Source organism: Pseudomonas muyukensis (genome assembly GCF_019139535.1).
Taxonomy (GTDB): domain Bacteria; phylum Pseudomonadota; class Gammaproteobacteria; order Pseudomonadales; family Pseudomonadaceae; genus Aquipseudomonas; species Aquipseudomonas muyukensis.
The window spans coordinates 1,036,752-1,049,234 of the sequence record NZ_CP077073.1; the positions used below are offsets into that span (position 1 = coordinate 1,036,752).

At 65.0% G+C, this 12,483-nt stretch carries 10 protein-coding genes; 5 read left to right on the forward strand and 5 right to left on the reverse strand.

All coding sequences use genetic code 11. The features are described 5' to 3' along the window. Positions 1-151 precede the first annotated feature (151 nt). A complete protein-coding gene (locus tag KSS95_RS04735; RefSeq protein WP_217852092.1) occupies positions 152-4,783 on the forward strand; it encodes a dermonecrotic toxin domain-containing protein in 4,632 nt (1,543 codons plus the stop codon). A gap of 4 nt (positions 4,784-4,787) precedes the next feature. On the opposite strand, the gene KSS95_RS04740 is transcribed toward KSS95_RS04735, so the two are convergent. From KSS95_RS04740 to gpmI, 4 genes are all read right to left on the reverse strand, one after another. Then, positions 4,788-5,555, reverse strand: a complete 768-nt coding sequence (locus KSS95_RS04740) for a divergent polysaccharide deacetylase family protein (protein ID WP_217852094.1) — start codon at positions 5,553-5,555, stop codon at positions 4,788-4,790. An 8-nt stretch (positions 5,556-5,563) separates the two neighbouring features. Continuing rightward, positions 5,564-6,895: a S41 family peptidase gene (locus KSS95_RS04745; RefSeq protein ID WP_217852096.1), complete on the reverse strand. Its 1,332-nt coding sequence runs from the start codon at positions 6,893-6,895 to the stop codon at positions 5,564-5,566. 87 nt (positions 6,896-6,982) lie between these two features. Continuing rightward, positions 6,983-8,281 carry a murein hydrolase activator EnvC family protein gene (locus tag KSS95_RS04750; protein ID WP_217852098.1) on the reverse strand — a complete coding sequence of 433 codons (1,299 nt, stop codon included), beginning with the start codon at positions 8,279-8,281 and terminating at the stop codon, positions 6,983-6,985. Between the two features lie 186 nt (positions 8,282-8,467). Next, the gene (gpmI, locus tag KSS95_RS04755) at positions 8,468-10,003 is read right to left on the reverse strand and encodes a 2,3-bisphosphoglycerate-independent phosphoglycerate mutase (RefSeq protein WP_217852100.1); all 1,536 of its coding nucleotides are present in this window, start codon (positions 10,001-10,003) and stop codon (positions 8,468-8,470) included. 206 nt (positions 10,004-10,209) lie between these two features. Here gpmI and KSS95_RS04760 point away from each other — a divergent pair, with 206 nt between their 5' ends. The 3 genes from KSS95_RS04760 to secB are packed head-to-tail and all read left to right on the forward strand — an operon-like array spanning position 10,210 to position 11,404. Continuing rightward, on the forward strand, positions 10,210-10,623 hold the full coding sequence (locus KSS95_RS04760; protein WP_217852102.1) for a rhodanese-like domain-containing protein: 414 nt from the start codon (positions 10,210-10,212) through the stop codon (positions 10,621-10,623). Between the two features lies 1 nt (position 10,624). Further along, positions 10,625-10,879, forward strand: coding sequence for a glutaredoxin 3 (gene grxC / locus KSS95_RS04765; RefSeq protein ID WP_217852104.1), 255 nt, complete (start codon positions 10,625-10,627; stop codon positions 10,877-10,879). A gap of 39 nt (positions 10,880-10,918) precedes the next feature. Continuing rightward, positions 10,919-11,404 (forward strand): protein-export chaperone SecB, encoded by a 486-nt coding sequence (gene secB, locus KSS95_RS04770; protein ID WP_134691382.1) that lies wholly within the window; start codon positions 10,919-10,921, stop codon positions 11,402-11,404. Between the two features lie 85 nt (positions 11,405-11,489). Here the strand turns inward: secB and trmL are convergent, their stop codons facing one another. Continuing rightward, a complete protein-coding gene (trmL, locus tag KSS95_RS04775) occupies positions 11,490-11,951 on the reverse strand; it encodes a tRNA (uridine(34)/cytosine(34)/5-carboxymethylaminomethyluridine(34)-2'-O)-methyltransferase TrmL (protein ID WP_217852106.1) in 462 nt (153 codons plus the stop codon). On the opposite strand from trmL, the gene KSS95_RS04780 reads away from it, so the two are divergent. Then, positions 11,950-12,387: a hypothetical protein gene (locus tag KSS95_RS04780; RefSeq protein WP_217852108.1), complete on the forward strand. Its 438-nt coding sequence runs from the start codon at positions 11,950-11,952 to the stop codon at positions 12,385-12,387. The genes trmL and KSS95_RS04780 overlap by 2 nt on opposite strands. Positions 12,388-12,483 lie beyond the last annotated feature (96 nt).

Sequence of the window (12,483 nt, forward strand, 5' to 3'; positions counted from 1 at the left end):
CCAGGCAAGGGCCCGGTTCCTCGGAACCGGGCCCTTTGCGTTTGTGCTGCCGCCAGGGCGCGGCTTGGCCTGGCGGCAGTATCAACATGTAGTGCCCGCTGACCAGGCGAAGTGGACAGGCTGGTATCTCCATTCCTTGGGATACACCGTCATGTCCAGCGCAATACTCCCTCTCTTCGACTTCAAGGCTGTGGTCGCGCAGCAATTCAGCGGGCGGCCCATGCTCCGGCAGCTACTCGCCGAGCAGCTGCTGGCGCTGCTGGTCAAAAAACACCCCGCACTGGCGCGCGTGACACCGAAGCTTGCGTCAGCGGACGCCTTGCTGCTGTTGATACCTGATCCAGACAGACCGTTCTCGCACCGCAAGCCTCTGCTCGATGTCGCCTTGCAGGCCGCACTGGACGGGGCCGCGCTGAACCTTGAGGCAATCGATGGGCGTCACTTTGGCTTGAGCCTGGCCGATCCCTATCGGCTGCCGGGGGCCACGGATCGCTTCGAGTACCTGCAGATCAACGGCTGCGATGCCGAACTCGACGAACTGCTGGTGACGCTGGTCGACCGTTGGTGCCAGGCCCAGGTGGAATACTGGCGTGCGACAGCTTCAGCGGGTGTCAGCCGTGATCGCTGGCTGCAGTTGCTGCTGAAGATGGCCATGCTGCGTAACTTGCCGATGCAAGGGCTGGACAGCTATCAGCAATCCTGTGTGCGTGGGCTGCTGGGGCCTATCGCCAAACAGCCTACGGTCTTTGCGGTGAGCGTGGAGATGACATCCCAGGGCCAGCGCCTGAGCGAAACCCAGGCCGGGCTGCTGGTGACCGGTGAATGGGACGAACGGCAGGTGATCCTGTGGTGTACGCCATCAAGCATCATCAGGGCCTTCGATTCGCTCGGCGACTTCGCCACGGCGCTATGCGAGGAGTTGGCCGGCCGTCATCGCTTTGCCGAGATGACCTGGCATCGCCAGCAACTGAGCGGCGATGTGTTCGCCCAGCAGGCAACGCTGATGCTGGAAAACATGCTCGAGCGGGCGCAACGGGTCGCAAGCGCAGCGGGGTTGGAGGCGTCTGAAAAAGTGCGTTTGCTCGACGCGCTGAGCGATCCCTCGCAGTGGTTCATCGACGGTTACTTCGTCGCGCCCACAGGCCAGGCTGTGCTGCCGCCCGGTGTGGCCAGGGCGGGCGTGACCAGCCGTTTCGCTTATCAGGAGGCGCTGTTCGCATTGGCGCTGGACCAGTCGACCTCCCAGGGCGCGCGGGCGCTGGATGGCATCGAGGATCTGCAAAGCTATACCCGTGAGCGCTTGCGCCAGGCGCTGCTGGAGGATCACCCGGTCGATGCCAACTACCACTCGGACGACCTGATACTCGAGCTCAAGCGCGCCGAAGGTGAGCCCGGCGGGGCCGCCGCAGGGGCCGGTGGTGGCGAGCCGCTGGCAGATGCCGGGGAAAAGTCCCTGACCGACTTCGCCATCGGCAACCTGGGCTCGTTGCATGGCGCTGTCATTACCTCGGTCAAGCACCGCGATGGCCAGTTGATCATGCCCTGGTTGACGGTCGATTACCTGCGCCGGCTTGTCCAGCGGGTGGATATTGGTGGCCGTTACCCTGCCTACGTGGCGCGGTCCCTGGATGCGCCAGACGGGCGGGCACGGCGTGTCGAGCATTTCGCCAGGGAGTGGCGACAAACGCTGCTGTTCAGCGCGCTGTCGGCAAGGCTCGACGGCACCCTGAGCGAAGCTGGCCTGCAGGTTGTCTGCGACTATGTGCGCGGCTTGGCCGATACCACCACCTCGTTGACGCCGCTGGCCTATACCGAGGCCGGTCAGTCATCGCGGTACGACATTGTGCATGGCATGTATGTGCTCAACTGTGTGGAGCCCGCGCGGGTGATCCTGTATCGGCCGCTGTACGGCCATGGGGCTGTGCGCGAGTTCAGCGACCTGGAGGCGCTCGGCAGCGGGATTCGCCAGTCCTCCACCCTGCGCGCCAGCGTCCTGCAGTGGATGGATGAGGCGGCGCGCCAGCATTACCACAGCGATCTCAGCGCCGATACGCGCCTGGTGCACGTCGGCATTGACCCGGGTCTGCTTGCTGAGCCGGCGAGGCTGGACCTGCAGTTCTGGCGCATCGATGTCGACGGCAAGCTGTACAACGCCAATCGGGACTGGCTGGTGGCAATCGCCGAGCAAGCGACGACCTCTTCGGCGCAAAGTCGCTGGGCGATGCTCGAGCAGGCGGCCTGGTTGTTGTTTCAGACCGCCGTGCCGCTGCTGCGCGGGCCGGTTGCGCTGGTGGCGTGGCTGGCACAGGCGGTGATGGCGTTCTCGGCCGATGTTTCTGCGCTGCTCGAAGGCAATGCATTCGAAGCCTCGCAAGCGGTGGTGGACCTGGTGCTCAATGTCGGCATGGTCTTGCTGCATCAACACCTGCCGGGGGTGAAGCCTGCGGCGCCCAAGCCTGGGGCGGCAATGGGCGACGCCTTGCTGGGCTACCCGACAGGCCACCAGGCGATCGTGGCGCCGAAACAGGGCCGGGTCGGCCTGCCCGGCCCGGTAACGCAGGCGCGATTGGATTTCGCCTGGCGCGGCAACGCCGGTTTCAACTGGCTTGATGCGCCACGGCGCCTGGCGTTGCAGGCTTTGCGCGTCAGCGTGGATCTGGCTGATAGCCAGCCGCTGGCGATGGGGCAGGCCCGCGGGCTCCATCGACTCGGTGAACGGCTCTATGCGGTGATGGCCGCGGATGTCTATCCCGTGGCGCTGTTCGACGGCGATGTACGCATCATCGATGCGCAGGGCGAGCCGCAGGCATGGATCGTGCGCAGCGACGGCGCCTGGCGCATCGACGCCTCGATGCGCCTGGCCGGAGCGGGTCCGAAGACCCGGCGCCAGTTGCTCAAGGAAGAAAACCAGCGCCTTGTGGCGTCACTGAAGGATGAAGACAGGAAACTCATTACCGAAATGAATGCGTTGGACCTGGAGTTTGCCAGGCATCGAGACTTCTTCACCAAGGCCAAGGCGGATCTGCTCGACCTCGAGGCCAAGGCGCAACCCGGCGCAGGTGACGAGCAGCGCTTGCAGCTGCAGCGCAAAATACAATACCAGGCCAGGTTGCGTGTGGTGGATGACTTGAAGTTGCTGGTGGAGAAAGGGCTCGCCCATGACAAAGTGGTGTCGCGTCTGGAAGCGCTGCGGCTGATGGACCCGCTGATGCCGGACGCGATCAGGCTGCAGCGCAACGTCACGCGCGAAGAGCTGGTTTCGCGCTGCGAGATCTACTACAACGAGCTGATCACGCTGATCAACGATGTGAACGTGCAAGCGCTGAGCGAGTCCATGCCGATCCTTCCGCTCTCGCCGGGCGAGGCCCAGTTCTACCGGCGCTTCTATACCCAGTTGGAGCAAGTTATCGCCTGGGAAGGCGAGCTGGTGAACTTGTCGAATGATTTCGATACCTTGCTGGAGGATACCCTGCGCGATGACTCGATCATCTTCAAGCGCGGTATCCATGACGAGCCTGCCGACAAGCACGCGCAACTGCTGGAAATCATCGAACAGCGGCGCCTGACGGCCACCGAGCTGGCGTTCCGACGGTTGATCGACCTGGCCGAGGCCTGTCTGAATCGCCTGGCGAGCGTCGATGAGCAAGTCCTGAGCGACTATGCGCAGTACCTGGCCGGGCCCGAGTTGGTCAGCGCCGGCGCTGCCCATGGCGACCTCGCCGGTGGCGAGCTGACCCTCAACGAACGCATCGACATTCTTACCGGCGTGCTGGACTCCTATGGCCAGGCCGAGGTGATGAGCCGCTATCTGTCCAGCTTGGGTGGGGACGCCATCCGCCCGGCCCGCTTGCAGGAATACCGCAAGGCGCTTCGGGAATTGATCGAGAGTGCCGAGCGTGCGCTGGAGCAAGCCATTCGCGAGCAACAACTGGCTGAAAAGTCGCCATCACGCCCGGCCGTCTACGCGGCGCGCGGCGGCAAGCGACGGGTCGTCAGGACCCAGCGTGGCAAGAGTGTCGTGGGTGAGCAGCGGCAACTGGGGGGCGAGGAGGTCGTGCAGCAGATGGACTCGCGCAAGACCGTGCTCAAGACGTTTCGGCGCCGAGGTGAAGAGTGGGTCGAGGATATCGCGCCGTACGAACCGAGCCCCGCGCAGGTCAGCGACCCCGGCCGTTGGGCAGGGCAAGGGCGCAAGCTGGTGAGGCAGATCGAGTCGGTGGTCAAGTTGGCCAGGCAGTACATCAGGAGCGATGAGCCCAAAGGCCTGTCAACGGTCATCGACGAGCATGTCGACAAGCTCCACGAGGTGCTCGGGCAGTTGCCGGACGACCAGGCGAACACTGAGTTGTCGGAGCAGTTGCAGGCAGGGATCACCCGCCTCGAGGCTTCCCGGGATGACCTGCTGGAGGCGTTGTACCTGACCACCAGCCACCCCAATGCCGAGAGCTTGCGCTACCTGTTGTCGCGCGAGCAGGTGACGGTCAGTCGCGTGCCGGGGCGCACGCAGCTCAAGGCCGGCGACCATCTGGATATCTACGAAGTGCGGCGCAGGCCGAAAACTGCAGGGCGCATGGGCGATGGCCTGTGGGAGGCGCACTTTCACTACCCCGCGGCGGATACCCCGGGGCGGCAGTTCAGCAAGGGGCATATCAAGCTCTGGGCCGAGCGCAAGCTAGGCCGGGAAGCGCAGTTGCGCGCGGCGATCGAGCGCAACGAGTTGCTGCCGATCTACCGCGGCAATCTACACCTTGCCCAGGTGGAAGGCTTGATTCCGTTCGATTGATGCCTCAGCGATTGCTGTAGACCCCATGCCTGCCGTGGGCGGGCATGGCCTGGTTGCCACGCTCGGTGATCATCTGCCCGAGGCTGACCAGCTCGATCCCCTGGCTCCTGAGCCGGGGGATTTCCCGTTCCAGCACTTCCAGGGTCTGTGGGTAGGGGTGCCCGATCAGCACTGCCGAGCCCTGTTTGCGGGCAAGCTCCACGCCTTGGCGCAGTTGCCCGGCAATGGCCTCGGTGGTGCGCACGTCGTCCAGGAACACATCCCGGGAAACATGCGCCAGCCCCTGCGCTTGCGCTTGCGCCGCCGCCACCGTGGCGGCACTGGTGCGGCTGTCGACGAAGAACAGGTGGCGGCGCTGCAACTCAGCCATCAGCCAGGTCATGGGCGCGCGCTGGGCGGTCATGCGGCTGCCCATGTGATTGTTGATGCCGGCGGCATAGGGCACCTTGGCCAGGGCGGTGTCCAGGCGTCGGCCCAGTTCTTCGAGGGCGATGCCGGGGTGCCAGGCATAGGGGCCGGTGGCCGGGTCCATGGGCATGTGCAGGATCACCGTGCGCCCGGCCTTGTGCGCCTGGCGGGCGAAATCGCTGGCGTGCGGGGTGTCGGGCATGATCGCCATGGTCACCGGCCCTGGCAGGGCCAGGGTGCGGCTATCGCGCGCGCTGCTCTGGCCGAGGTCGTCGATGATGATGCTCATGTAGGCCTTGCCGGCCGGGGCCGCTTGCGCGACACCGGCCAACAGGCAGAACAGCAGGGACAGCAGATAACGCATGGTGGGTATCAGTCACCCTTGGTGATGTTCAGGCCCTTGAGCAGGCTGAGGGCCTGGCTGAGCTGGAAGTCGTTGTCCTGTGGGCGATCCTTGCGCTTGGCGCTGCCGCTCGGGCGGTCGGCGCCGCCATTGCCGTTGCCCAGGTGGCCCTGCAGGTCGGCTTCCTTGAAGTTGTCGGTGTCGGCCTCGGCGGTGAGCTTGGCCGGGCGCACCTCGATGTCCGGGACGATGCCCTGGGCCTGGATCGAGCGACCGTTGGGGGTGAAGTACAGCGCGGTGGTGAGCTTGAGCGCGCGGTCGTTGGCCAGTGGCAGCACGGTCTGCACCGAGCCTTTGCCGAAGCTGTCGGTACCCATCAGCACGGCGCGTTTCTGGTCCTGCAGGGCGCCGGCGACGATTTCCGAGGCCGAGGCGCTGCCGCCGTTGATCAGCACCACCAGTGGCACGCCTTCGCTGGCGTCGGCCGGATCGGCGGAGTAGCGCAGTTCGGAATTGGCGATGCGACCCTTGGTGTAGACGATCAGGCCCTTGGTCAGGAAGTGGTCGGCCACTTCCACCGCCGATTGCAACACGCCGCCGGGGTTGTTGCGCAGGTCGAGGACCACGCCGCGCAGTTTCTTGCCGTTGTCCTTGCGCAGCTTGGCCAGGGCCTTGCCCACCTCGTCGCCGGTCTTGACCTGGAACTGGGTGATGCGGATGTAGCCGTAGTCGTTCTCCAGCAGCTGGCTCTTGACGCTCTTGACCTGGATCACCGCGCGGGCCAGCGTCACGTCGAACGGCGTGCCGCCATCGCGCACGAGGGTCAGGGTGATCTTCTCGCCGATCTTGCCGCGCATCTTGTCCACGGCCTCGGTCATGCTCTGGCCGCGGGTCGGTGCGCCGTTGATCTTGACGATCAGGTCGCCGGCCTCGATGCCGGCGCGCGAGGCCGGGGTGTCGTCGATGGGCGAGACCACCTTGACGAAGCCGTCCTCCATGCCGACCTCGATGCCCAGGCCGCCGAACTCACCGCTGGTGCTTTCCTGCAGTTCCTGGAAGTCCTCGGGGCCAAGGTAGGCCGAGTGCGGGTCGAGGTTGCTGAGCATGCCCTTGATGGCGTTCTCCAGCAGGGTCTTGTCATCCACCGGCTCGACATAGGCGGCCTTGATGCGGTCCATGACCTCGGCGAAGGTGCGCAGCTCGTCCAGCGGCAGCGGCGCCTTGGCGGTCACCTCGGTGGCCGGCACCGCGGCGGGCTTGGCCGCCATCGGCTTGGCCGGCTCGGCGGCAACGGCCAGGGGCGCGCCGACGACCAGGGCGATGGTCAGGGCCAGCTGGGTGAGGCGGGGCGAGTGCAGCATGTCGAACGAACTCCTGATCCTGTTGGTGCTCCTGCTGGGAGCATCGGCACCGCCGTTTGGTGGGCGGCGCCGTAAAAGTAGCATTAACTAGCCGCGGCACCATTGCGCGGGGTCGCTGGGCCGGCCTTGCTGGCGAATCGCGAAGTACAACCCGGCGCTGTCCTGGCCGCCGCTGTCGCCGACGGTGGAGATCGCCTCGCCGGCCTTGACGATGTCGCCGGCGCTCTTGAGCAGGCTCTGATTGTGGCCGTACAGGCTCAGGTAACCGTTGCCATGGTCGAGGATGACCAGAAGTCCTGCGCCGCGCAACCAGTCGGCGAACACCACGCGCCCGCCATGCACCGCGCGCACCTGGGTGCCGGCGCTGGCGCCGATCATCACCCCGTCCCACTTGGCCCGGGCATCGCTGCCGCGGGCGTCACCGAAGCGTGCGAGCAATCGACCATTGACCGGCCATGGAAGTTTTCCCCGGGCGGCGGAAAAAGCACCGCCATAGCTGGCGCCGTCGCTGGAAACCACCGGGCCCAGGGTGGTGCGGGCTTTTTTCGGGGCCTCCTCGGGGGCATTGTCACGGGCGGCGGCCAGGGCCTGGGCCTTGCGCCGCTGTTCTTCTTCCTGCCTGGCCAGCAGGGCGCGCTGGCGGGCCTCCTCGGCTTCGCGGGCCTGGCGGGCGAGGGTCTCCTCGATGGTCTTGAGCACCTTGCTCAGGTCGGCCTGGTCCTGCTCGCGGCTTTGCAGCTTCTGGTCGCGCGCTTTCATGTCGGTGTTGAGCTTGGCCAGTACCTGCTGGCGCTTGTCGCGTTCGGCGACCAGGGCCTGGCGGCGATTGTCGAGGTCGGCGCGCTGGCTCAGCAGTTGTTCCTGCTGGCGGCCGATGTCCTGCTCGACGTTGGCCAGCTGGCGCAGGGTTTCGTTGAAGGCGCGCAACTGCTCCAGGCGCGCCTGGCTCAGGTAGTCGTAGTAGGTCAGGGTGCGGGCGAACTTCTCGGGGTTCTGCTGGTTGAGCAGCAGCTTGAGGTATTCCTCGCGGCCGTTGTTCTGGTAGGCCGAACGGGCCTGGATGGCAATCAGGCGTTGTTGTTCAACGCGGGCGCTCTGGAGTTTTTTTTTCTCGTGATCAAGGCGCTCCAGCTCGCCCTCGGTCTTTTTTAGTTCTTTTTGCAGCGCCTCCACCTGTTTCTCGAGGTTGCCGATATCGGTCTCGGTGGACTTGAGGTCTTTCTGCACGCCGGCTTTTTCCTCCTGGAGCTTGCCCAGCATTTTTTTCAGCTCGGCGATGTCCTGGCGGGTGGCGTCCAGCTGTTGCTGGGTCTGTGCGCGCTCATCGGCGGCGAAGGCCGGGGTGAGCAGGCATGACAGGGCGAGTAGGATGAGGGCGCGGAGCATGGGGTTGGGCGTACCAGGGATGGAGACTGGCCTAGTATGCCCGCGCGGGCCTGCAAAAAAAACGCCTCGCGGCGTGTGCGGCGAGGCGTTTGTCTGGAAACCAGGTGTTTTAGCGCTGCCGTTCGCCGGCAAGCCGGCTCCTACGAGGCTTGTGTAGGCGCCGGCTTGCCGGCGAACAGGTCTCGATCAGGCATCGACCAGGATCGAGGTTCCGGTCATTTCCGCTGGTTTTTCCAGCCCCATCAGCTTGAGCATGGTCGGCGCCACGTCGGCCAGCACACCGCCTTGGCGAACCTTGACGCTGCGCTTGCCGACATAGATGAACGGCACAGGCTCGGTGGTGTGGGCGGTGTGCGCCTGGCCTGTGCACTCGTCTTCCATCTGCTCGACGTTGCCGTGGTCGGCGGTGATCAACGCTTCGCCGCCGACCTTGTCCAGGGCCTGGACAATGCGCCCGACACAGCCATCCAGGGCTTCCACGGCCTTGACCGCCGCCTCGAACACGCCGGTATGGCCGACCATGTCGCCGTTGGCGTAGTTGACCACGATCACGTCGAAGCGCTGCTGCTCGATGGCCTCGACAATGCGGTCGGTGACCTCCGGGGCGCTCATTTCTGGCTGCAGGTCGTAGGTGGCGACCTTCGGCGACGGGATGAGGATGCGTTCCTCGCCTTCGAACGGCTCTTCGCGTCCGCCCGAGAAGAAGAACGTGACGTGGGCGTACTTCTCGGTTTCGGCGATGCGCAGCTGGGTCTTGCCGTTTTTCGCCAGGTATTCGCCGAGCACGTTGTGCAGGCTGGCCGGGGCGAAGGCCGCCGGGGCCGGGATCTTCGCCGAGTACTGGGTCAGGCCGATGTAGGCCGCCAGCTTGGGCAGGCGCGCGCGCGCAAACTCGTTGAAATCAGGCTCGACGAACACCCGCGACAGCTCGCGGGCGCGGTCGGCGCGGAAGTTCATGAAGATAACGGCGTCGCCGTCTTCGACCTTGACCGCCTGGCCAATGCGCGTGGCTTTGACGAACTCGTCGCTCTCGTCGCGGGCGTAGGCCGCTTGCAGGCCGGCAAGGGCGTTGTCGGCGGTGTATTCGGCGGCGCTGTCGACGATCAGGTTGTAGGCGGCGCTGACACGGTCCCAGCGGTTGTCGCGGTCCATGGCGTAGTAGCGGCCGATCAGGCTGGCGATGCGGCCCTTGCCCAGCTTGGCGAAGGTGGCGTCGAGCAGTTCGATGGACGACTGGGCGCTGCGCGGCGGGGTGTCGCGGCCGTCGAGGAAGGCGTGCAGGTAGATCTTCTCGGCGCCACGCTGCGCGGCCAGTTCGGCCATGGCGATCAGGTGGTCCTGGTGGCTGTGCACGCCGCCGTCGGAGAGCAGGCCGAGGATGTGCACGGCCTTGCCGGCGCCGACGGCCTTGTCCACCGCGCCGCCAAGCACGGGGTTTGCGAAGAACTCGCCATCGCGGATGGCCTTGGTCACCCGGGTGAAGTCCTGGTACACCACACGCCCGGCGCCGAGGTTCATGTGACCGACTTCCGAGTTGCCCATCTGCCCGTCGGGCAGCCCCACGTCCATGCCGGAACCGGAGATCAGGCCATGCGGCTGGGTGGCGCGCAGGCGGTCGTAGACCGGTGTGTTGGCGGCGTAGATGGCGTTGTATTCGGGGCTTTCGCTGTGACCGAAGCCATCCAGGATGATCAGGACCAGGGGTTTAGGCGTGCTCGTCATCAATCAAACTCACGGTTGTTCAAAGATGATAAAGACACGCATTTTAGGGCAAATACGCCAGCGGCGGCGAATATTCCTCCCCTCGCCTGACCGGCGTGCTCGGCCAGGTGCCGTGCAGCCCGGTTTACCGGTGGCCCGGTGGGCTTTGGTGGTCATGGGGGGCTGTGTATACTGGCCGCCATTTTCAATCGCCTGGAACACCCCCGATGGTTGCTCACCTGATTCAATTCGCGACAGATCACTTCATCCTGGTGGCGATCTTCGTCGTTCTGCTGGTTTTGCTGCTGATCAACGAAGTCCGCCGCGGCGGCCAGAGCCTGAGCAACGGCCAGCTGACCGCGCTGGTCAACGCCGACAAGGCGCTGGTGATCGATATCCGCCCCGCCAAGGACTACTCGGCCGGGCACATCGTCGGTGCGGTGAACATCCCGCAGGACAAGCTGGCCAGCCGCATGACCGAGCTGGAAAAGCACAAAGAGAAGACCCTGATCGTCGTCGACGCGATGGGCCAGCAGTCCGGCACGATTTGCCGCGAGCTGCTCAAGGCTGGTTACACCGCGGCCAAGCTCAGCGGTGGCGTGTCCAGCTGGAAAGCCGATAACCTGCCCCTGGTGAAGTGACATGAAGCCCGTCATCGTTTACTCCAGCGACTACTGCCCCTACTGCATGCGCGCCAAGTTCCTGCTCCAGAGCAAGGGCGTGGCGTTCGAAGAGATCAAGGTCGACGGCAAGCCCCAGCTGCGCGCCGAAATGAGCCAGAAGGCCGGCCGCACCTCGGTGCCGCAGATCTGGATCGGCAGCACGCACGTCGGTGGTTGCGATGACCTCTATGCCCTGGAGCGCGCCGGCAAGCTCGACGCGCTGCTGGCGGCCTGATTCGCACTGCATTCAAGAACATTAGGAAAAGGATCTGCCATGACCGAGCAACAGACCAACGGCGCTGCCGCTGAAGAAACCGCACCACAATTCTCCCTGCAGCGCATCTATGTGCGCGACCTGTCGTTCGAGGCGCCGAAAAGCCCGCAGATCTTCCGCCAGCAGTGGGAGCCGAGCGTTTCGCTGGACCTGAACACCCGTCAGAAAGCCCTGGAAGGCGACTTCCACGAAGTGGTGCTGACCCTGTCGGTGACCGTCAAGAACGGTGACGAAGTGGCGTTCATCGCCGAAGTGCAGCAGGCTGGTATCTTCCTGATCGCCAACCTGGATGCCGCCTCGATGAGCCACACCCTCGGCGCGTTCTGCCCGAACATCCTGTTCCCGTACGCCCGCGAGACCCTGGACAGCCTGGTGACCCGTGGCTCGTTCCCGGCGCTGATGCTGTCGCCGGTCAACTTCGACGCCCTGTACGCGCAAGAAATGCAGCGCATGCAGGAAGCCGGTGAAGTGCCGACCGTGCAGTAATTGCCGCGGTCATGAGAAAAGCGCCTTTCGAGGCGCTTTTTTTATGCGGGCAATGCGGGCTGCGGCGCGTGGCTCAGGCCCTGCATCAACTCCCGGCAAACCCTTGCTGGCGCCAGGCCTCGTACACCGTCACCGCCACGGTGTTGGACAGGTTCAGGCTGCGGCACCCTGGGCGCATCGGCAGGCGCAGGCGTTGCCCGGTGGGCAGGCTGTCCAGCACTTCTGCCGGCAAGCCACGGCTTTCAGGCCCGAACAGGAAGGCATCGCCTGGTTGGTAGGCGACCTCGTGGAACGGCTGCGAGCCCTTGGTGGTGAAGGCGAACAGCCGCGGCTGGCCGAGGCTTTCCAGGCAGGCAGCCAGGCTCTCGTGGCGCTTGAGCGTGGCATACTCGTGGTAATCCAGCCCGGCGCGGCGCAGGCGTTTGTCGTCCAGTTCGAAGCTGATCGGCTCGATCAGGTGCAAGGCGCAGCCGCTGTTGGCGCACAGGCGGATGATGTTGCCGGTATTCGGCGGAATTTCTGGTTGAAAAAGGATGACGTGAAACATGCACGGCTCCAAGCGTGAAGATGACGAGCATTCTACCCCCGAAGCGGACCCGCGTTCGAAGGCTTGGCCGCGAGTGCTGTTGTCGCTGGCGATCTTCGGCATGCTCGTGGGCTTGATGATCGGCCGCTTGACAGCTCCCGAGGCGCGGGTGCTGGAGCAGGTGGAAGTGGTACAGGGTGGTCTGGAGCTGTGGTTCAACGAAGAGCCGCAGCTGCATGGCGAGAATGTCCAGGGCACCGTGGCGCTGGTGTTCCAGGCCGAGGGCAAGGCCGCGCGTGGCCAGTTGCTGTTGCAGGGCAAGCCGGTGGCCTGGCGCTTGCAAAAAGGCGAGGAAGGCTTGTTGCTGACCCTGGTCGCCGCACGCCCCCTGCGCGGTGAATGGGCTGGCGCGCAGGAGGCGGGGCGTTGGCGGGTGCAGGTGCGGCTGCACGAATAAAAGAGGGGATGTCCCGGCCTGCCTGTACCGAGGTCCCCAAAACTGCAAGTACCTGGGGTATTGCAGGTGTCGTGCCAGTTTTATCGGTGTGTAAAA

What these genes read in the sequence shown, in the direction of transcription:
- KSS95_RS04735 (WP_217852092.1), top strand. Translation starts at nt 152, where the DNA reads ATGTCCAGCGCAATACTCCCTCTCTTCGACTTCAAGGCTGTGGTCGCG.
- KSS95_RS04740 (WP_217852094.1), bottom strand. Translation starts at nt 5,555, where the DNA reads ATGCGTTATCTGCTGTCCCTGCTGTTCTGCCTGTTGGCCGGTGTCGCG.
- KSS95_RS04745 (WP_217852096.1), bottom strand. Translation starts at nt 6,895, where the DNA reads ATGCTGCACTCGCCCCGCCTCACCCAGCTGGCCCTGACCATCGCCCTG.
- KSS95_RS04750 (WP_217852098.1), bottom strand. Translation starts at nt 8,281, where the DNA reads ATGCTCCGCGCCCTCATCCTACTCGCCCTGTCATGCCTGCTCACCCCG.
- gpmI (WP_217852100.1), bottom strand. Translation starts at nt 10,003, where the DNA reads ATGACGAGCACGCCTAAACCCCTGGTCCTGATCATCCTGGATGGCTTC.
- KSS95_RS04760 (WP_217852102.1), top strand. Translation starts at nt 10,210, where the DNA reads ATGGTTGCTCACCTGATTCAATTCGCGACAGATCACTTCATCCTGGTG.
- grxC (WP_217852104.1), top strand. Translation starts at nt 10,625, where the DNA reads ATGAAGCCCGTCATCGTTTACTCCAGCGACTACTGCCCCTACTGCATG.
- secB (WP_134691382.1), top strand. Translation starts at nt 10,919, where the DNA reads ATGACCGAGCAACAGACCAACGGCGCTGCCGCTGAAGAAACCGCACCA.
- KSS95_RS04780 (WP_217852108.1), top strand. Translation starts at nt 11,950, where the DNA reads ATGCACGGCTCCAAGCGTGAAGATGACGAGCATTCTACCCCCGAAGCG.
- trmL (WP_217852106.1), bottom strand. Translation starts at nt 11,951, where the DNA reads ATGTTTCACGTCATCCTTTTTCAACCAGAAATTCCGCCGAATACCGGC.